Here is a 19,582-nt window from a genome sequence, read left to right on the forward strand (position 1 = left end):
TGCAGCACGCCCTTGCCGTCGCGCCGGATGGCCCCGCCTGCCCCGTCGCGCCGTGCGGCATAAGCACGCGCGCGACGAACGGCGGAACGAAGCGATGAGCGGCTGGACAAAGGAAACCCCGGCCGCGTCTGGACGCGACCGGGGTCAGGGGCCGGGACGTCGGACCAGACGTCCCGGCGACGGAGAAAAGGGTCAGAAACGGATCGAGAGGCCGCCGGAAAATGTGCCGCGATCCTTGTTCCCCAGGTCACGGCTATAGCCGACATTGACCCGCACCGATGGTGCCAGATCGATCGACGCGCCCGCGGCAAGGTTCGCCGCGCTGCGGTCGAGCCGCGCGCCATCGACGCGCATCCCTGCCCCCGGTGCCCCCGTGAAGCCGCCGGTCGCACTCGCCGACATGCCGTCGAGCGCGAAGCGATAGCCCATCTCGACATAGGGCGTGAACGCCGTGCCGCCCGCGTCCAGCGTCGACGACAGCTGCAACGCCACGTCGCCATAAAGCCCGCGCATCCGCTTTTTGTCGATCGACAGGGCAAAGGCGCCCGCGCCGTTTTCGGCCACTGCGTCGCGCTTGGTGTCGACATAGGTCAGGCCGACGCGCGGCGCCAAACGAATGTCCCCCAGCGCCATGCCATAATCGACGGTCAGGTCAGCAACCCAGCTGTCGAGGTCGTAACGGCCGACCGCGGCAGACGACGGCGCGGCGAGCAGCGACCGGCGCGTCGTCGCATCCGAACCGACGCGCGCAATCATCGCGTGCATCCCCAACCCGCCAAGACGCGCATTGGCATAGGCGCCGACCGCAAAGCCGTCCGCTTTTGTCGTGGCGCCCAGCGCCCCCAGGCTTTGCCGGGTGTCGAGCGAGCCGATGAACAGGCCCGCCTGGCTATTTTCGCCAAAGCCATAGCCGATGCCGCCATAGACACCGTCGGTGCTGCTGTGCCCGCCCGATGCGCCGGTGCGTGCGCTGCCGCGCAGCTTGCCGTCGCCCATCGCTGCCTGCCCGAACAGGAACAGGCCGTCGCGTTTCGGCGCGAAGGCGACCATCTGGCGTGTGCTGGCCGACAGCGTCAGCGCCGCATCGGCACCGATATGGAGTGCCGAGGCATAGGCTTCACCCGTGAGCTGTGCAAAGGCAGTCCGGTTCGCGCGGCCCTCGGCGTCGGTCAGTATGTTCAGCGCGTCGGTATAGGCCTGCACGCCATAGCCGCCGCGCAGCACCTGGTTTGAATAGTCGATGCTGGTCCGCACGTTCGACGGATAGGCGGCGTCATTTTCAAACTCGCTGCGGATTTGCAGGCGATTGCCGTTCTGGACGACGAAGCCGAAGATCGTGGCGGACTTGTTGATCGTGGTAAAGCGTCCCTCGATCCCGCCTTCGGCCACGACCAGGTCGAGCAGTTCGCCCGGCGACCCTTGCAGCGCCCCGGTGATATCGACCGCCGCACCCTGTTCGATCGTCATCGTCCCAGAGATATTCAGCAAGTCGCTGACCGTCGGCGTCAGTTCAAGGAGCAGGTTCGATCCGGTGCGGAACGTCACATCGCCGTTCACCGTCATCGTGCCCGGCGACGCGCCGGGCGACAGCGTGCCGCGCACGTCGATATCGGCATTGACGGTGCCCGCCGACCCGAATGTCGCGCCCGCCCCGACAAGGATTGCCGACGACGAGGTGATCGTCGTTCCTGCCTGACCGATCAGGCGGCCGCCGGTAATCGACACGCCGTCCCAGCTCGTATCGCCGGTGAGCGACACCACGCCGCCGCTGACCGCGAGCCGCTCGAAGTCGGCAATTTCGTCGCCGCTGAACGCGAACGGGTTCTCATAGGTCGATGCCGTGCGCAGCTCGATCGTATCGACGCCTGCGCCGCCCGCATAGCTGTTGGCGGGATCAAAGCTGGCGAGGATCAGGCGATCGTCGCCCGCGCCGAGGTCGACATCGCCGACCAGCGAGCCAAGCACCGCAAGCGTGTCGTTCGCTGCCCCGCCAATAACCGGCGCGGTCAGCGTCGTGCCTGCGACGATCGTCGTCAGCCCGCCGTCGATCGACACCGAATCAAAGGTCGAGTCGAGGTCGAACCGCAGCTCGCCAGCGCCCGAGCTTTCAAGCCGCTCGAAATTGGTCGCGCCGACCGACGACAGCGCGCGCACCGTGCCTTCGCCCTGGTTGAGCTGGAGCAGGTCGTTGCCGTCGCCGCCATCGACGCCGCCGGTGACGGTCGCACCGCTGGCGAGAAGGAAGCGGTTGTCGCCGGACCCGAAGGTCACGCCCCCCGCCGACGTCAGGCTGCTGCCCGCACCGAGTTCGAGTGCGCCATCGATGCCGACGGTCTGGAAGCTGTAGGCGCCGCCGATCAGTGCGAGCGTGCCCGGCCCCTCCGATTCCAGATCCTCGAAATTCTGGATCTGCGCAGCAATAACCGTGCGGTTTTCGTCGGCGCCCGACTGGATGCGAAGCAGGTCGCGGCCCTCGCCGCCATTGACCGTGCCGTCGAAGGCCGCGCCCGATCCGATGATCAGTTCATTGTCCGATCCGTCGAAATTGACCGTCTGGCCCGCCCCCAGATTGCCGAGCGTCAACTGCGCTTCGCCAAAGATGTTGGCGACCTCGAACCCGTTCATGCCGTTGATGGTCGATGCGTTGGTGAGTGTCAGGTTGAGCGTGTCGGTGCCCGCACCGCCGTCGAGCGCGCCCGACAATATCCCCGCCAGCGTCAGGTTCAGCGTGTCGTCGCCGCCGCCAAGGTTGACGCCGCCCGCCAATGTGCCGGTCACGGTCACGGCATTGTTGCTGTCATCGCCAACGATATTCTGGATCGTGCCCATGCCGTCGTTGAGGATCAGGTTCGCACCTTCGAGCAGTTCGATGGTGTCGATGTCCTGGTCGAGCGTGACGTTGATCGTGCCCTGCCCGCGCGCCGCATAGGATTCAAATCCGTTCAGCCCGCTCGGCAGGTTGCCGGTATCGCCGGCAAGCAGGAATTCAAACGTGTCGATGCCCTCCCCGCCATCGAGCAGCCCTTCGATCACGCTGCCCGCGCGCGCCACATATCGGTCGTTGCCCGCGCCCAGCAGCACGTCGCCCCTGATCGTGCCCGAATTGACGACAATGTCGTCACCCGCGCCCAGATCGACGCTGCCCGAGATGGTGCCATTATTGGTGATGCGTTCGGACCCGGTGCTGCCGGTGAAGGTATATTGGCCTTCGCTGCGCACCGTGTCACCTGCGTCGACCTGGATCGAAATATTGGCAAGGCCGACGGAAGCCACATCGAAATCGCCGACGACCGACAGGATGCCGGTGCCCTGCGGCACGCCCGCGAGACCCTCGATCCGCTCGAACTGACGATATTTGGCAGCGTCGAGCCGGCCGTTTTCGCTGCCGCTGCCGTCGATCAGCAGCGTATCGGTGCCGTCGCCGCCGAAGGCCGTTCCAGTCAACGTTCCGCCGAGCGCGAAGACATAGGCGTCGTCGCCTTCGCCCATCCGCACATCGCCCTCGACCGTGCCGCGATTCTCAAATCGGTCGTCGCCATCGGCCAGGTCGACATTGCCGATGATATTGCCTTCGTTGACGATGTCATCGGTGGTGCCAAAGGTCTGGATGGCGCTCGCGACCACCCGTTCGTCGTCGGAGTTGTTGATGGCGTCGGGGATATCCATCGCGGTGCGGCGGACAATGTCATTTTCCGCGAACACCGTGTCGACGCCGCTGCCGCGGATCGTGCCGCTGTTGGTCATGCGGAAGAACGAGCGCCCTGCGCCATCGGGATTATTGGCTTGGACGAACACGGCAACCGAGTCTGCGCCGGTCGATTCGATCGTCCCGTCATTCTCCAGCTCGACGATCGCATTATCGCCATCGATCTGCGCGCCGAAACCATAAGCAAGCGCCGTGCCGCCATCGATATCGGCGCCGCCGCCATTGGCGCGGATCGTGCCGCTGTTGCGCACCGATGCGACGGTTTCGGGCTCGCCGCTCAATGTGCTGCCTTTGGCGATGACCGTCAGGCCGCTGCCGCCTGCGCCGCTGCCGTCGATCGTGCCGCTGTTGTCGATGTCGATCGATGCCGCTTCGATTCGGACGCCGCCGTCGATACGGCTGCCGGCCGAAATCTCGCCCGCATTGTCCAGTTCGACGCGGCCCAGCGACCGCACGGTCATGCCGAAATCGCTGTCGGCGTTCGAGCCGGGGGTTGTCTGTGCGATCCGCCCGCCTGCGCTGTTCGTGATCCGCGCAAGATGATCTTCTGACGAGAAAGCCGCAAAAAAGGCCGAGCTATTTTGCGACGTGGCGGAAATAAGCCCCGAGTTGATGAAATCCAGCCTATCGCCGTCGGTCGACCCGCTTTCCAGCCTGACGCCCAGGCTTCCGGTCATCGATCCTTCGTTGCGGATCGTTCCGCTGAAACCCTCACCGAAGAGCGCATAGTTGCTCGAATTAATGTCGCCGCGATTCACAAAAGTGCCGCCGCCCGGGATATTCGCGATACCCCGCAAATAGGCGCCATAGCTGGCGCCCGACGCGATGTCGGCGTCGTTGACGACCGTTCCGTCGCCGATCATCTGGATGCCGTTCGACAGCGCGCCTTCGGCGGTGACGGTCACGACCGTGTCGGTACCAGAGGCCTCGATGCCGTGCATCTCGAACCCGCTGCGCCCGTCGATGTTGAGCATGTTGTTGGCAAGCGCAACGTTCGCGCTTGCCGAATAGGATCGGCCATAGGCGTCGTGGTCCCCGCTGCCACCCTGAATGCTGCCGGTAACGGTGCCGTTGCCCTTCGCAAGATAGATGTCGTTCCCCTGCCCCAGGTCGATATCGCCGACGATCGTCCCTTCGTTGACGACGACGTCCGTGCCGGTGCTTCCCTGATAGGCGGTGGTGCTGGTGCCGGTGCTCTCGAATGCGCTGCCGACCCGGATCAGGCCCTGCGCGCCGTTGCGCAGCACCGTGGTCGGACTTGAGCCCTGCGACCGCACCGCTGCTCCGAACAGGCTGGAAATTTCTCCATCGTTGACGATCAGGGTGTTGCCCTGCGCCAGAATCGCATCGCCCGACGCCTGGATCTTGCCGATCTGGCCGCCGTTGCGCCGGTTGACGATCGTCGCGTCGGTCGCATGGATCGCGTTCGCGTTGGTGCCGCCCGCGGCGCGCGTGTTGATGCCGGAAATCGTGCCAAGATTATCGACCGAACTGGTCGTGCGGATCGCCGCCGATCCATTGATAGTGGGAAGCGAGGTCTCGCGAATCTGCACGGTTGCGCCCGCCTCGACAAAGGTTTCTGCTTCGCCGGCATTCAGCGCGGTTCCGCTGGTGGTGCTGAGCGTGACGTTGCCCGCCACCCGGACGCTGTCGGCGGCCCGCGCATCGACAAGCTCGTTTACGCCATTGTTTGCCCGTCCGTTCTGGTTCGCGCGAATGACCAGGTCGATCTTGCCGTCGCCCCCCTCGCCCAATCCGCGCGAGGTCGAAACGTCCCGAACGACGATCGCCGACCGGCCTTCTGCGGCGGTCGTATTGACCACCGCATCGACATAGATCGTGCCGTCTCCGCCCAGGTTGAGCGTTTGCTCCATCTCGTTGTTCACGCCCACGCCCGGCGCGGTGAGTGTCAGGATCGAATCATTGCCCGACGCTTCATACCCGACCGCGCCAAAGGTGCGGCCATCGGCGAGCTGCGCCGTGCCCTCGAACACCGTCTCGGTCGTCGTGCCTTGCGCACGAAGCCACAGCTGATCGACGCCGTCCTCCATAATCAGGTCGCCGGTGAAGAGCGCCGGGCTGTTCGCCGTCGCACCCAGGTTCACGTCGCCTGTCGCATGATCGAGACGCCCGCCGTTCATGTCGAGCACGACCCGGCCATCCGCTCGCGGCACCGCAACATCGCCCTGCTGCGTCTGGCCGTCGGGCAGATAGATGAACTCATCGTCCGTCTGCGCCTGTGCCGCCGACGCCAGGATGATCGAAATGCCGGCGGCGCTCGCCAGCAACGACGTGCGGCTGAGCGCGCGGGAGACGCGGGGACGGGCGATGCGGGGGTGGGTGAGTTTCACGGGTGGGGACCTTTTCAATGACCTGAATGGTTGCCGGAGCGCACACGGGGCACCCTCCGGCGTCGCCACGCGACCGGGGGAGTCCACATGGCGTCCGGCGCATTGGCCGACGGGCACCAACGCCGGGATAGCCAGCGCGACCAATGGCGCACTCACGCGATCAATGGTCGCAATTTCAGCAAAAAAGACATGATTTGAACGCGATATATCGCCATAAAATCAGTCGGCCATCAGGTCGCCATCATGGCTTTTGCGGCGCCGGCGATCCAGACCGCCAACAATCATTCAACAGCGATGGGCACCATGATTCAGCCGTTTGCGAATTCACCTCTGTCAAAGCGCGCCAGCGGCTCCGCCGCGGCGCAGCCCCTCGTCTTTGCCATCTGGATCACAAGCTATCTGGCGATAGATCTCATCATGTGGGCCGGGGGACGATCGACCCTGGTCAGCAATATCGTCATCAGCTTGCCGATGATGCTCACCGCCCCGTTGCTGACGATGCGGCTCGACCGGCTGCGACGGCGGCTGCTCCCCCTCGGCGGCGTCCCGGTCACGCTCGTGCTGGTCCCCGCCGCCTTTGGCGCGGCCATGATGCAGGGCGCGGTCGACTATGCCTCGGTCCGCGTCGCGGCGGCGATGCTCTTTCCCGACTGGCAGGTCCATGTCCCGACCGAGCATCGCCAGTTCGGCTTCGGCATTTACGTCTATACCCTGCATTTCCTGTGCTGCCTGCTGGCCCTGACGTTGCTTCAGGCCCGGCAGTCGGTCGAAGTCGCCGTCCGGCGGCATGACGAGGCGCTGGGCGCCCGGCGCCGGGCAGAGGCACAGGCGCTCCGCCTTCAGCTCAATCCGCATTTCCTGTTCAACGCGCTCAATTCGATCGCGGCGCTGGTCGCGACCGGCGGGAACCGCGTCGCCGATGCGATGATCTGCCGCCTCAGCGACTTCATGCGCGCCACCATGACGGGCGCCGCGGAAAGCGACGTCAGCCTGGCAAAGGAAATTGCGACCACCGAATCCTATCTGGCGATCGAGCGGCTTCGGTTCGGCGATCGGCTGCGCTTCGCCTTCAACGTCGCGCCCGATGCATGGGACGCCACCACCCCGCCGCTTATCCTGCAACCGCTGGCCGAAAATGCCGTCAAACATGGCCTCGCGATCCCGCATAGCGCCATCCATGTGCAGACCGACGTCGAACGCGTCGGCGACCTGCTCGCCATCACCGTCACCGACCGGCGCGTCGCCACGGGCGCCGACGCTGTCCGCGTCGTCCCCGACGGCACCGGGGTCGGCCTGGGCAATGTTCGCGATCGCGTCGCCTTGTTCGGCGCCAGCGGCGGGCAGGTCGAAACCGAGGTCCTCGACGACGGCTTTTGCGTCCGACTGGTCCTTCCCTATCGGCGTTTCGCGACAGCGGGGGAGGTCGCGCAATGAAAGGGCGCATCGAACGGCCGCTGGATATTGTCGCGATCGACGACGAACCGCTGGCGCTCGCGCGACTGGCGCTGCTCGTTCGCGATATACCCGGCACCCGGCTGGTCGGATCGATCGGCGATCCGGACGTCGCCCTGTCGTGCATCGCGGAGCGCCGGCCCGACATCGTCCTGCTCGATATCGAAATGCCGGGCACAAACGGCATCGAACTGGCGTCGAAGCTCCTCCATATGGACGGTTATCGCCCGTTCGTCATTTTTGTGACCGCGTTCCAGCACCATGCGATAACGGCCTTTCAGGCGCAGGCGATCGACTATGTCCTGAAACCCGTCACCTATGCGCGCCTGGCACAAGCGATCGCCCGCGTCCGCATCCTGGTGCATCATCAGCGCATGTCGGCCGAGGCGCGCGACTATGAACGGCGCCTGCTGGAGCTGCACGAATCGGCGGGTCCGCAACATGATCCGCGCGACGGCGAAGAGATTTGGGCATCGCGGGGAAGCGAGTTCGTGCGGCTGCGGACCGGCGAGATCGAGCGCGCGGAATCCGAACGCGACTATGTCCATATCCACAACGCCGAACGCGCGTTTCTTCTCCGCACCACGCTCGGCGCGCTGCACGACCGATTGGGGCACGACCGTTATGTTCGCGTCCGCCGTTCCGCGATCGTCAGGCTCGATCGCATCAGCGCCGTCCGCAACCGCGGATATGGCGATATTCAGATCCTGCTGCGGTCCGGCGCCACGGTGCAGGTCGGGCGAACCTACCTGAAACCGCTGCGGCAGCGAATGATCGGGATCAATCCCGCCAGGCGGTTCGACCTGTTGGACGCTTGAACCGCTTTTGGGGGCGCCGCAGCGGTTTACGGACCGGACCGGCGCCGTTCGTCGAACGATCGCCGCGTTCATCGCAAATCCGCTTGCCAATCGGCGCAACCGGACCTGTTGCATTCCGGCGAGGGCGCGTCCGGTTTTGCTCCCCATGACGAAAGGCAGCAGCGTGAACGGATTGACGGGGTTGGCAGGAACGCTGGCAGTGTTGTTGCTGCTGGGACTGGTCGTTGGCTTTGCTGATCGTCAGCGCTTTTCCGTGCGCTGGCTTCTGGTCGCGGCCCTGCTCGTGGCGCTCAACGACATGCTGCTTACGCGCGCCTATGGGCTGCTTCCCGAACTGATCGGCGGATCGTGGAACTGGCAGGGCAAGCTGCTCGCGCTTTGCGCAACGCTTGCCGTCGCTTCCTTGCCGGCCTTCGGCTGGCGCCGCGCTGGCCTGACGCTGTCGCAGGAGCCCGGAAGCCTGCGCGCCGCCCTGCCGGTCGCGGCGCTTTATTGCGCCTTCTTCATTGCCATCGCGCTCGCCTTCCCCGGCGAGCCTGCGGATGTGGAAACGGCCGCTTTTCAACTGACCATGCCGGGTATCGAAGAGGAACTCTTCTATCGCGGCCTGCTGTTGTTCGCCCTCGACCAGGCATTCCGCGGCCGACGGCGGTTTCTGGGTGTCGATTGGGGCTGGGGCGCCGTGCTGTCCTCTATGCTGTTCGGGATGGCCCATGCTTTCGGATATTCGGATGGGCAATTCTCGTTCGACGCGATCACAATGGCGCTGACCGCCGTTCCCGCATTCCTTGCGGTCTGGTTGCGTCTGCGAACGGGCAGTGTGCTTCTGCCCGTCCTCCTTCACAATTTCGGCAACTCTTTTTCCCTGTTCGTCTGACGGCGACACCGAAAGTCGCGGCGATATGATCCTGTCTTTCCTGCCTGCCCTGTCCGCCCTGTTCTTCCAGCCCGCCGCCGACGCGCCGCTGGTCGTCGCATCCTATCTTTATCCCGGTGTCGACCGCCATGCCGCGCTCGTCCCGCTGGCCGATCGCGTCGCACGGGCCGCGAAACGGCCGGTGCGGATCGAATTGTTCGGAAATCCGGATGCGCTGTCACAGGCGGTTTGCGACGGGCGGGTCGACGTGGCGATGACCAATCTCGGCGCCTATGTGACGATGCGCGATTGCCCGGCCGTCGCCGCTGTCGCCGTGCTCGACGTGCCCCCTGCCATGCTGGAAAAATATCGCGGCGTGCTGCTCACCCGCGCCGATACCGGCATCGCCGGGCTTGGCGACCTTGTCGCAAAGGCCGCCGAAATTCGATACAGCGAAGTCTTGCCCGGATCGACGTCGGGCGCGCTTGTCCAGGCGGCGGAACTGCGGACGCTTGGCCTCTCGCCCGGCCGCTTTGCCGAAACGCGCCATTCGGGCACCCATGATGCCGCGCTTCAGGATTTGCTGACCGGACGGGCCGATCTTGCCGCATCGGCCGAACAGCCCTGGCACCGGATGCAAATGGCGCAGCCCGGCCGCGCCGCGACGCTCCGCCTGCTGTGGCGTTCCGCGCCCTTGCCACCCGGCCCGGTCGTGTGCCGCGCGGCGGCGGCGGTGCCCTGCGCCGCGATCCGCGATGCCCTGCTGGCCGATGACGCCGCCGACGCCGCGCGGGCTTTGTCCGGGGGCTGGATCGAAACGCGCGGATCGGAAAAGTTCCGCGCTTATGACGAGGCGACCTACGCGCCGTTCAAACGGGACACAGACTGACGGACTTGCCGTCGTCGGGAATCGCCATTCCAATTGGGGCTTTGCGCTGACCCTAATGATGTCGGGGAACGCGCGGAACCGCGCTCCCCGACATCGCCATGCAAGCGGGACTGCTCATTGGCAGCTACGGATATGCCGCCCTTCGACCAGCAAGGGGATAGGCGACCCGACGAACGGCGTGCTCGCGCGACGAAATGCCCGGATCGCTGCATGAAGACGATGGATGCAAAGGCGTGCCCGCCCGTTCGTCGCAGCCCTCGCGCGTTCGTCGCGCACCGCCTTGCCCGGTTCATGGCGTCGGGCATGGCATTTCGCCCGATCATATAATGGACACCCCATGCCGCTTTCCTACCGCACCCTGCTGCTCGTCAGCCTGGCCCTGCCGCTCCCCGCGGTGGCGCAGACGCCCCCTCCCACCCCGAACCAGTCGGCGGCGGAGTCGCGGCGCGAAATCGCGAACAGCCGGCGCGAAGCGCGCACGAATCTGGAGCGCGGCATACGCGGCGAAATCGACCCGCGCGAAATCCGGCGCGCGCGTGAAGCGGGCCCGGCCGGCAGCTCGGCCGTGGCGCCAGAGGTCATCGCGCGCTGGCAAGCCACGCCGCCGCAGCAGCTGGGCACCGATCCCGATTTCGTGCGCGCGATGCAGAATGAAGACCCCGCCGCTCTCGCCCATTGGGAAGGCGTGCTGATGGAAATGAACCGCGATTTGAATGCAGACGCGGGATCGCGCCGGTGGTTGGGCGGCCCGGTCCTTATCCCCGATCAGGACACGGTCCATATCACGGTCGGCGACCGCCCCAACCAACCGCCAGCGCGCCGGGGCGTAAAGCGCAAGCCCGCCGAAGAAAAGCGCCAGGACGAAACGCCGCGCCGGAAACGCAATCCGATTCAGGAACGCGAGGCGCTGGAACGCGACCGGCGCGAGGCGGGCCGCCAATATGCCGACGCCATGCGGCGGCGCGACGAAAATCCGGGCAATCAGGAACTGATCCGGTTGGCCGAGCGCGAAGCGACGCGAGTCCGGCTCGCCGAAGAAGGCTATCAGGCGTTCCTGCGCGAACACGCGCCCGACGAATATCGCGCGCGTCAGCAACAGCTCGAAACGATCGATTGGCGGATGGTGGAGCCGCGTGCGCTCGACCCGTCGAAACTGCCGCGCCCTGCCGAACCCGCGGAACGCCCGGACGCCCCGCCGCTGTCCGAATATGACGGGCGCCTCGGCACCAATCCCGACCATCGGCTGCGCGGAACGCCCGAAGGTGGCGAAGGCCCCGTCCTCCCCCCTCGCGCCAATACACAGCCTGCGCCGCAGCGGCCGAAAAGCCCCCAGCTCCCCGAATATCGTCCGCCTGCGGCGGATTAGAGCGGCCAGCGTCAAATCGGCTTGATTGCCCAAAGCCGTTCCTGCTGAGCTGGTCGAAGCACCGTCCTGTCCTTCGGCGTCAGACAGAAAGAACGGCCCTTCGACCAGTTCAGGGCGAACGGCCCTTATTCGGCGCGCAACGCTATGGCGCGTCGGCGGCCGCCTTCCTTTCCACCGTTGGATCGTCCCATGACAAAAAAGGGGGCGGGTTCTTGCGAACCCGCCCCCTTCGCGTTTCGGCGTGACGTATCAGAAGCTCAGGCTGGCACCGACCGTGAAGGCCCGTCCGAACAGGTCGAACGCGTCGCCCGTCTCAAGCCCCGTCGGCGTGCCGAACGGCGTGCCGGGCAGGTAGGGCGGCTGGGTGTCGAACACATTGTCGATCCCGAAGTAAAAGCTGTATTTCCGATCGATCTCATACCGGACCTGCAAGTCGTGCAGCCAGTAATCGTCGATCTTGTTCAGCGCCAGGATGTCGGGATTGGCGCTGGTAAAGTTCAGCACATAATCGCCGCCGCTCATGAACTTGGTCTGCCAGCTGAAGGTGACATCATCGACCGAATAGGCAGCCCGGCCAGTGAAGCGATGGCGCGAAAAGGCCTGTCCGAACGTGCCCGCAGCGTCCTCGACCGGCGCGACCGGGTCGGCCTGCGTCGAATTTTCGATCAGGTAGGTATAGTTCGCCGTGATCGACAACCGATCGTCGGGGGCGATGCCCAGCCCGGTCCAATAGCGCAGGCCGACGTCGATGCCGCTATTCTTGTATCCGGCGACATTGATCAGCTGGCCGTCGACCCGCGTGACACGGCCGGTGTTCGCATTGCGGACGACATTGTCGCAATACAGCGGCAGGTCGGTGAGCAGGCACTGCTGGATCGAATAGGTGCGATCGATCGTGTTGATCGCGCGGTCGATGGCGATGTCATAATAATCGACCGTCAGCGACAGGTTGGGCACCTGCACCGGCGTGATGACCGCACCGATGGTGAAGGTTCGCGCCTTCTCTTCCTGCAAGTCCAGGTTTCCGCCCTGGAAACCGTTGATGCCCTGCAAATCGGCGAGCGTATATTCAAATATGCCGTTCGCCGCGATCGCGGCCTGGATCGCCGGGACCGCGCGGCAGGCCGCCGCATATTCGTTCGACGTCGATGCCGTCACGCCGTTGCAGGGATCGGCCACCGACGCAAAGGTTTCGGACGGCTGGCCGAACAGTTCGGACGCGTTCGGTGCCCGGTTCGCCTCGGCATAAACGCCGCGCAGGCGCAATCCGTCGAACGGCTCAAGCTCGGCGCCGACGTTCCAGCTCAGCACGCTGCCCACCGTCGAATAATCCGACAAGCGTGCCGCCGCGATCAGGCCGAAATGGTCGACGAAGCTGTCGCGGATCAGCGGGACATTCACTTCGCCATAGATTTCCTTGACCGAATAGCTGCCGACAAGGTCGGGGGTCTGGTTGCCCGAATTGCCGCCGGTGTTGGTCAGTATGTCCCAGTCGCTGACCGATTTTTCCTTGCGATATTCAAATCCGATCGCAAACCCGACGTCGCCCGCGCCCAGATCGAACGGCGTGCCGCTGATCGTGGCGGTCGCCACATGCTGCTGGTTCGTGATTTCCTGCGATTTGGGGATCACCGCCTGGACATAGGCGGCCGCGCGCGGATCGACCGTATCATAACCGAACAGGTTGATCGGAATGCAACCCTCGGCGCGCGCCGAGGCGTCGGCGCAGACGATATCGACGCCCAGAACATTGCCCGGTCCCACCCGGACGGCATTCAGCGCGTTGCGATAGCGACGATTGTCGATATCCTCGCTGGCGTTGTAATCGTTCATATAGCCATAGACATAGCTGGCTTCATATTTGAACCGCGAACCCAGGTCGCCGCGAAGGCCCGCCACGGCACGCCAGGTGTCGCGCCGCACGACATTGCTGCGGTCGAAAACGTCATTCTGGCGGCGCCGGAACTGGATCGCCGCGACGTCATTGTCAGGGTCGGCATCGCTGTTGCGCGCCGCGATCGCCGCGGCGACATCGGTGGGGATGAAGGGGTTGGCGATCGACATGCCCAGGTCGTCGGCGCCGGTGTAAACATCGGTCCACTCCAGCGCGAAGGGCTCGATCTGGCTGTTGGAACTGACCCGGCCATAGGTCAGCTCGCCGAACAGCTCCGCCCCGTCGGCGATGTCGAAATTCGCGATCGCCGACGCCAGATAGCGTTCGACGGGCACCGAAATATAGCGGTCGTTGTTGCGGTTGTAGCCTGCACCGGCCGGGAAGCCCGCCACGACATTGTTGCCGCGGTCAAAGGTGAACAGGCTGCCGCCCTGATAGGCGGTGTTGGCAACGCCATCGGCGTCGACAAGGTTGAACCAGCCCTGCGACGCATAGCTGCTGTAGGATGCGGGGCCGCAGATCAGGCCCGCGCAATCCTGGGCCGATCGGGCGCGATTGCGCGACAGCAGCCCGTCGTCGCGGTCATAGGTGAAATTCACCAGAATGTTGCCGCGATCGTCGGCGCCAAAGCTGGTGCCGGCGGTGACGCTGGTCATATAGCGCGCGTTATCGCCCCGGCCGGTCAGGCCGGCCTGGCCGCGGATCGAAACCCCCTCGAAACGGTCCTTCAGGATGAAGTTCACGACGCCCGCGACGGCATCCGAACCATAGACCGCCGACGATCCGCCGGTGACGATCTCGACCCGCTCGACGAAATCGGTCGGGATATTGTTGACGTCGACCGCCGAATCCCCGGGAAGCCCGCCGACCATGCGGCGGCCGTTGACCAGCACCAGCGTGCGCGACTCGCCCAGGCCTCTGAGGTCGATCGTCGCCACGCCGGTTCCGGAAATCAGGAAGTTGGAATTGGCGCGCGTCAGGCCGATCGCCACCTGCGGCATTTCGTTCAGCGTGTCCTGGATATTCTGCGCGGCGTCATATTGCAGGTCGCTGTTGCTGACCACCGACAGCGGCACCGGGGCATCCACATCGTGGCGCGCGATACGCGATCCGGTCACGACGATCGCCTCCCCCTCGGTGGCGGCGTCGTTCGCCATTTCCTGGGCGGCGGCCGGTCCCGAAATCAGCGCCACCGCGATGGCAACGGACGCAGCACCGGCACCCAGAAGGCGCCCGCGAACAGTCTTATTCATTTTTTTGCACTCCCTGTTGAAAGCCCATGGCGCCGGAGCGAATTCGCTTCCCTTGGCGCGCGTGGCTGTCGCCCGCGAGGCTGCGGACGCGAACGCAGCCATAGGAATATCCCGCCATCAACAGACACCCCTTGCGCCCAATGGTGCAGTGCCGCGACAAACGGCGCACAGCCGGAGACGATGACGATCGGCGCGATGATATCCGCCCGCGCGGACAGCGCGTCGAGGTTGCTGCTGGAAAAGTGAGGATTATGGGGTCGAAAAACGGCCGGCGACAGGCGCTGACCGCGGGAGGCGCCAAAACAAAGACGAGTGCCGTGCCACGCTTTGTTCCGAAATGGCGCGCCCGGCAGGATTCGAACCTGCGACCACCCGCTTAGAAGGCGGGTGCTCTATCCAGCTGAGCTACGGGCGCGCAGCGCATTTGCGTCGCGGCGCGAATAGCGCGGTTTGCGCGGGCTGCAAAGCAGGTTAAGCAGCGGTCGATGTCCGATTCCGCCGCGCCCCCATCCCAACTAGCCCCCGTCAGCGCGGCCGATATCCGGCATTTCCGCTATTATGACCTGGTCATGGCGGCGTTCGTCGCCGTCCTGCTTCTCAGCAACATCATCGGCGCGTCGAAATTGTCGATGGTCGGCGGCCTCACCTTCGGCGCCGGGATCCTGTTCTTTCCAATCAGCTATGTCATCGGCGACGTGCTGACCGAAGTTTATGGCTATGCGCGCGCGCGCCGCGTGATCTGGGCCGGGTTCGGCGCACTGTTGTTCATGGCGGTGATGAGCTGGATCGTGCTGGCGATGCCGCCCGCGCAAGACTGGTGGTGCAGCGGTGCCGACGCCCTCACGCCAAAGGCTGGCGAACCCGCCGGGACCGGCGCGGTGTGCCAGGCAACATATGAAAGTGTGTTCGGCAGCGCCTGGCGCATCGTCTTGGCGTCGATGGTCGCTTTCTGGGCCGGCGAGTTCGTCAATTCCTATGTCCTGGCGCGGATGAAGCTGGCAACGGGCGGCCGTTTCCTGTGGATGCGCACGATCGGGTCGACCGTGGTTGGCCAAGGGGTCGACAGCCTGATCTTTTACCCCATTGCCTTCCTCGGCATCTGGGAAACCGAGCAGGTGCTGCTGGTCCTGTCGACGAACTGGGCGATGAAGGTGGCGTGGGAAGCCGCGCTGACGCCGGCAACCTATATAGTCGTGGGGGCGTTGAAGCGGCGCGAAGGCGTCGACGTGTTCGACAAAGGCACCGACTTCAACCCGTTCGGCGCCAAGGTTTAAATTCCCCGGGAACTGGATCTTTATGACGTTGCTTGAAATTGCCTCGCTGTTCGAGGCGCGCAAGGTGTCGGTCATCGAGGCGACGGGCCTCGATAAGGACGCACTGCATATCTATTTTGGACTGACGCTGTTTCTGGTCGTCCGCTTCCTGTGGCGGCGGCGCGGCGGGTGGGTGATCGCGTGGCTGGCGGTGCTGGCGATGGCGTGCGGCGGCGAATGGCTGGACCTGAACGCCGAAATAGCCCAGTCGACGATCCAGCCCGACGCGGCACACTGGCACGACATCTGGAACACGATGTTCTGGCCGACAATATTGATGCTCGTCGGGCGCTGGATGCAGCCGAAGCCGAACGAAGCGGCCGAACAAGCGGCCGAAGCGTCGTCAGGCGAGGACGCCGAGCGCCGCCTCGAACAGGCGTAGCCCGTCGGTTCCGCCGTGCGCGCGGTCGATCGCGCGTTCGGGGTGCGGCATCATGCCGAGCACATTGCCCGCATCATTGAGCACGCCCGCAATATCGCGCGCCGACCCGTTGACCGCGTCGGCATATCGGAACGCGACGCGTCCTTCACCTTCGATCCGGTCGAGCGTTTCGGAGTCGGCGAAATAATTGCCGTCATGGTGCGCGACCGGAATATCGATCTGCTCGCCCGCATTATAGCTTGCGGTGAACAGCGACTGGCTGTTCTCGACCGTCAGCGGCACGCTGCGGCACACGAAGTTGAGCCCCGCATTGCGCATCAGCGCACCGGGCAGCAGCTGCGCCTCGGTCAGCACCTGGAAGCCGTTGCACACGCCGAGCACGGGAACGCCGCGGCCCGCGGCATCGGAGACCGCGCGCAGGATCGGCGACCGCGCCGCCATCGCGCCCGAGCGAAGGTAGTCACCATAGGAGAAGCCGCCAGGGAGCGCGATGAAGTCGATGCCATCGGGCAGATCGGTCTCGCGGTGCCACACCATCGCGGGGGCGCGGCCGGTCACCGTTTCGAGCGCGACCGCCATGTCGCGGTCGCAATTGGAACCCGGAAAGACGATGACGGCGGTCTTCATGGCGTCGGTTCCCCTTACGGACGTTCGATGCGGTAGTTTTCGATCACCGTGTTGGCGAGCAGCTTCGCGCACATCGCGTCAAGGTCGGCATCGCTGGTGCCGTCGGCGACGTCGAGTTCGATAAAGCGTCCGGCGCGCACGTCCGCAACGCCGCCAAAGCCCAGCCCTTCGAGCGCATGATGGATCGCTTTGCCCTGCGGGTCGAGGACCCCCGGCTTGAGCGTCACATAGACATTCACTTTCATGCGGACGGGCCTTTGCAAAAGGATTGCGGGAAGATGGGCGCGCCTATGCCCGCGAATCACTTTGCGGGCAAGGGTCGCCACGGCGAAAAATACGGCTGTTCGGATTGCGAACTAGTCGCATCTTTCCTGTTGCGAATCTCTCGCACTATCCCTAGATCACCATTGTTGAGAAGGATTCGCACATGGTCGTCTGTGTCTGCAACGCAATAAAGGAAAGCCAGCTGCGCGATGTCGCGCGGAGCGGCCAATTGCGGTGTGCCAAGGCAGCCTATGCGCAACTGGGTCGCAAACCCAAGTGCGGACAGTGCCTGTCATTCGCTCGCAATATCATCAGCGACGTCGCCGCGACCGCCTGATTTTTCTTGGTTTTCCGCCATTTTTGACCTTGGCCTGATGGGGTCCGGGCGCCTATAATGCGTCCACTCCATTCCAAGAAAAAATGACAGGACTGACACCATGAAGGGCGACGAAAAAGTCATCGACTTCCTGAACGAGGCGCTCAAGAACGAGCTTACCGCGATCAACCAATATTGGCTGCATTATCGCATGCTCGACAATTGGGGCGTCGCGCGCCTCGCCGCGTTTGAACGCGAAGAGTCGATCGACGAGATGAAGCACGCCGACAAGCTGGCCGACCGCGTCCTTTTTCTCGGCGGCTTGCCCAATTTCCAGCTGCTCGGGCGCCTGCGCGTGGGTGAGACGGTCGAAGAAATCCTGCGTGCCGACCTCGCGGTCGAGGAAGAGGCGATACCGCTGCTCAAGGACGCGATCGCGCATTGCGAAAGCGTGCGCGATTATGTCAGCCGCGACCTGTTCGCCGATATCCTGGAAAGCGAAGAACATCATGTCGACGAACTGGAAAAGCAGTTCGAGATGATCGAGCGCATGGGGATCGAAAATTATATCCAGCTCCAGTCGCGTCCCGTCGGGGACGACTGATCGCGATTCGACGAACCAGAGCCTGTCCACGCCCTAAGCCGTTGAGAAGAGAGGTGCTTTCGAGCGCCTCTTTTTTCGCTTGTATTTGCGATTAATTCTCAATAGCAAGGTGGAGCAGTCCCCTCCTGCCGGCCGCTGCAACTTCAAGCTGCATCAAAAGCGGCCGGCATCTTTTTCGCAAAGACGAGGACGGAGGGACCCTAGGGCCGGGAGAAATGACCTCATGCAAAGCAGCGCGCTGATCCGCCAGTTGACCGAGCAGCCGCTGGTCCGCGACCTTTCGGTCGAATCAGCACAAGCCGTCCTTGCGCTTCGCTATTGCATCCTCTGCCGCCGCGGCGAACGCGACCCGATGCCCGAACTCGAGCGGCGCTGGGGCAATATACTCGCGGCGCGGCGTTACCGGCTGGTGGTCGAGGCGATCGGCCATGTCTGGCCCGAACCCTTTGCCGTCGCCCCGCCCTGTTGCCCGCGCGTCAGCTTCGACGAGGCGCTGCTCGCCGCGATCGTCGGCGCCGCCTCGCGCCGCGATCGCGTCCAGTTCGACTGGCTGACCGCCGAAATGCTCGGCAGCGATGCGCGCGAGATGCTGTTCATTGCGCTCGAAAATTTCATCCGGGCGCGCACGCCGGGACGGGTTTAGCATCACCCTGGCGATGGCGGCTTTGGGGTGGAAAGCGGACGTGAGCGAGGCTTATGCTTAGCGGCCCAAGAGATACAATCCGACGACAATGGCAAAGCAAAAACACAGCGCCAAAAAAACGAAAAGCGGTCCTCTCGGTTCATCCCGGTGGCCTTGAGGGACAATGAGGGCCATGATTACTTCCAGCATTCAGCCTCCCAACGCGTGCTCATACTTTCGACAATCTAGCACGCGGTCATAGGTCCGCAAATGGTCGAAAGCGGCCGCCGGTTCTATATCCCCGCCTTGTCGCTCACCGCCTTGATCACCAGCGCCTTGTCGTCGACCAGATAGCGTTTCGCGAGCGCCTGCAATTCGGCGGGGGTTGCGGCTTCGACCTCGTCGATGCCCTTGCGGCTGCGGTCGAGCCGATCGGGGTGGCTCGCCGCCTCGGCGACATAGTTCAGCCAATAGCTGTTTTCGCGCCGCGACTTCACCATCGCCTCGACCAGCGGCTTGCGCGCGCGATCGACCAGGTCGGCATCGACAGGCTTATCGCGCAATTCCTTTGCGGTGGCGAAAATCGCCGCGCGCGTTGTCGCGAGATCCTTGAAATCGACATTGCTCGCGGCGAACAGATGGCCGTAACCCGGAAATTCGTCCGACAGGCTTGCCGCCGCGCCGGGGCTGTAGCTTTCGCCGAGCCGTTCGCGCAGTTCCTCGGTCAGTTTCAACTGCATCACGCGCGCCAGCAGGTTTAGCCGCATCGCTTCGCCAAGGTCGCTGTCGTCGCGCGCCGGCCAGTAGACGCGCAGTTCCGCCTGTTCGGCCGGCCCCTTGTGAATCAAGGTCCGCTCGCTGCGATCGGT

The 19,582-nt window shown here is 64.4% G+C and carries 15 protein-coding genes and 1 tRNA gene; 10 read left to right on the forward strand and 6 right to left on the reverse strand.

Annotated features, from left to right (window positions below; all coding sequences use genetic code 11):
• Positions 1-192 precede the first annotated feature (192 nt).
• Positions 193-6,057: an autotransporter outer membrane beta-barrel domain-containing protein gene (locus A3E77_RS02990; RefSeq protein WP_293643419.1), complete on the reverse strand. Its 5,865-nt coding sequence runs from the start codon at positions 6,055-6,057 to the stop codon at positions 193-195.
• Positions 6,058-6,300: 243 nt separating this feature from the next.
• Here A3E77_RS02990 and A3E77_RS02995 point away from each other — a divergent pair, with 243 nt between their 5' ends.
• The 5 genes from A3E77_RS02995 to A3E77_RS03015 all read left to right on the forward strand — a co-directional run bounded on the left by A3E77_RS02995 (position 6,301) and on the right by A3E77_RS03015 (position 11,438).
• Positions 6,301-7,491, forward strand: coding sequence for a sensor histidine kinase (locus A3E77_RS02995; protein ID WP_293643420.1), 1,191 nt, complete (start codon positions 6,301-6,303; stop codon positions 7,489-7,491).
• Entirely contained in the window at positions 7,488-8,327 is an 840-nt protein-coding gene (locus tag A3E77_RS03000) for a LytR/AlgR family response regulator transcription factor (RefSeq protein WP_293643421.1), read from the forward strand. The genes A3E77_RS02995 and A3E77_RS03000 overlap by 4 nt, the downstream gene beginning before the upstream one ends.
• A 145-nt stretch (positions 8,328-8,472) precedes the next feature.
• Positions 8,473-9,204, forward strand: a complete 732-nt coding sequence (locus tag A3E77_RS03005) for a CPBP family intramembrane glutamic endopeptidase, BDIM_20840 family (protein ID WP_293643422.1) — start codon at positions 8,473-8,475, stop codon at positions 9,202-9,204.
• A gap of 25 nt (positions 9,205-9,229) precedes the next feature.
• Positions 9,230-10,072, forward strand: a complete 843-nt coding sequence (locus A3E77_RS03010) for a phosphate/phosphite/phosphonate ABC transporter substrate-binding protein (RefSeq protein WP_293643423.1) — start codon at positions 9,230-9,232, stop codon at positions 10,070-10,072.
• Positions 10,073-10,409: 337 nt separating this feature from the next.
• The gene (locus tag A3E77_RS03015; protein WP_293643424.1) at positions 10,410-11,438 is read left to right on the forward strand and encodes a polysaccharide deacetylase family protein; all 1,029 of its coding nucleotides are present in this window, start codon (positions 10,410-10,412) and stop codon (positions 11,436-11,438) included.
• Between the two features lie 249 nt (positions 11,439-11,687).
• Here the strand turns inward: A3E77_RS03015 and A3E77_RS03020 are convergent, their stop codons facing one another.
• Together A3E77_RS03020 and A3E77_RS03025 are read right to left on the reverse strand one after the other, a co-directional pair.
• Positions 11,688-14,585, reverse strand: coding sequence for a TonB-dependent receptor plug domain-containing protein (locus tag A3E77_RS03020; protein WP_293643425.1), 2,898 nt, complete (start codon positions 14,583-14,585; stop codon positions 11,688-11,690).
• Between the two features lie 338 nt (positions 14,586-14,923).
• Positions 14,924-15,000, reverse strand: a tRNA-Arg gene (locus A3E77_RS03025).
• Between the two features lie 70 nt (positions 15,001-15,070).
• Here A3E77_RS03025 and A3E77_RS03030 point away from each other — a divergent pair.
• Both A3E77_RS03030 and A3E77_RS03035 read left to right on the forward strand, forming a co-directional pair.
• Positions 15,071-15,859 carry a queuosine precursor transporter gene (locus A3E77_RS03030; protein ID WP_293643426.1) on the forward strand — a complete coding sequence of 263 codons (789 nt, stop codon included), beginning with the start codon at positions 15,071-15,073 and terminating at the stop codon, positions 15,857-15,859.
• Between the two features lie 22 nt (positions 15,860-15,881).
• Positions 15,882-16,280: a hypothetical protein gene (locus tag A3E77_RS03035; RefSeq protein WP_293643427.1), complete on the forward strand. Its 399-nt coding sequence runs from the start codon at positions 15,882-15,884 to the stop codon at positions 16,278-16,280.
• On the opposite strand, the gene purQ is transcribed toward A3E77_RS03035, so the two are convergent.
• Together purQ and purS are read right to left on the reverse strand one after the other, a co-directional pair.
• Entirely contained in the window at positions 16,242-16,907 is a 666-nt protein-coding gene (gene purQ / locus A3E77_RS03040; protein ID WP_293643428.1) for a phosphoribosylformylglycinamidine synthase subunit PurQ, read from the reverse strand. The two genes, A3E77_RS03035 and purQ, sit on opposite strands and share 39 nt — an antisense overlap.
• A 14-nt stretch (positions 16,908-16,921) precedes the next feature.
• Complete coding sequence (gene purS / locus A3E77_RS03045; protein WP_037513977.1) at positions 16,922-17,152, reverse strand: phosphoribosylformylglycinamidine synthase subunit PurS; 231 nt, start codon at positions 17,150-17,152, stop codon at positions 16,922-16,924.
• Between the two features lie 182 nt (positions 17,153-17,334).
• Here purS and A3E77_RS03050 point away from each other — a divergent pair, with 182 nt between their 5' ends.
• The 3 genes from A3E77_RS03050 (at position 17,335) to A3E77_RS03060 (ending at position 18,734) form a co-directional block, all read left to right on the forward strand.
• Entirely contained in the window at positions 17,335-17,508 is a 174-nt protein-coding gene (locus A3E77_RS03050; RefSeq protein WP_293643429.1) for a (2Fe-2S)-binding protein, read from the forward strand.
• Positions 17,509-17,608: 100 nt separating this feature from the next.
• The gene (gene bfr, locus A3E77_RS03055; protein WP_293643430.1) at positions 17,609-18,091 is read left to right on the forward strand and encodes a bacterioferritin; all 483 of its coding nucleotides are present in this window, start codon (positions 17,609-17,611) and stop codon (positions 18,089-18,091) included.
• 223 nt (positions 18,092-18,314) lie between these two features.
• On the forward strand, positions 18,315-18,734 hold the full coding sequence (locus A3E77_RS03060) for an addiction module antidote protein (protein WP_293643431.1): 420 nt from the start codon (positions 18,315-18,317) through the stop codon (positions 18,732-18,734).
• A 272-nt stretch (positions 18,735-19,006) separates the two neighbouring features.
• On the opposite strand, the gene A3E77_RS03065 is transcribed toward A3E77_RS03060, so the two are convergent.
• On the reverse strand, positions 19,007-19,582 hold a 576-nt coding region (locus A3E77_RS03065; protein WP_293643432.1), incomplete at its 5' end, for a M16 family metallopeptidase.

This window comes from Sphingopyxis sp. RIFCSPHIGHO2_12_FULL_65_19 (assembly GCF_001830555.1).
GTDB lineage: Bacteria > Pseudomonadota > Alphaproteobacteria > Sphingomonadales > Sphingomonadaceae > Sphingopyxis.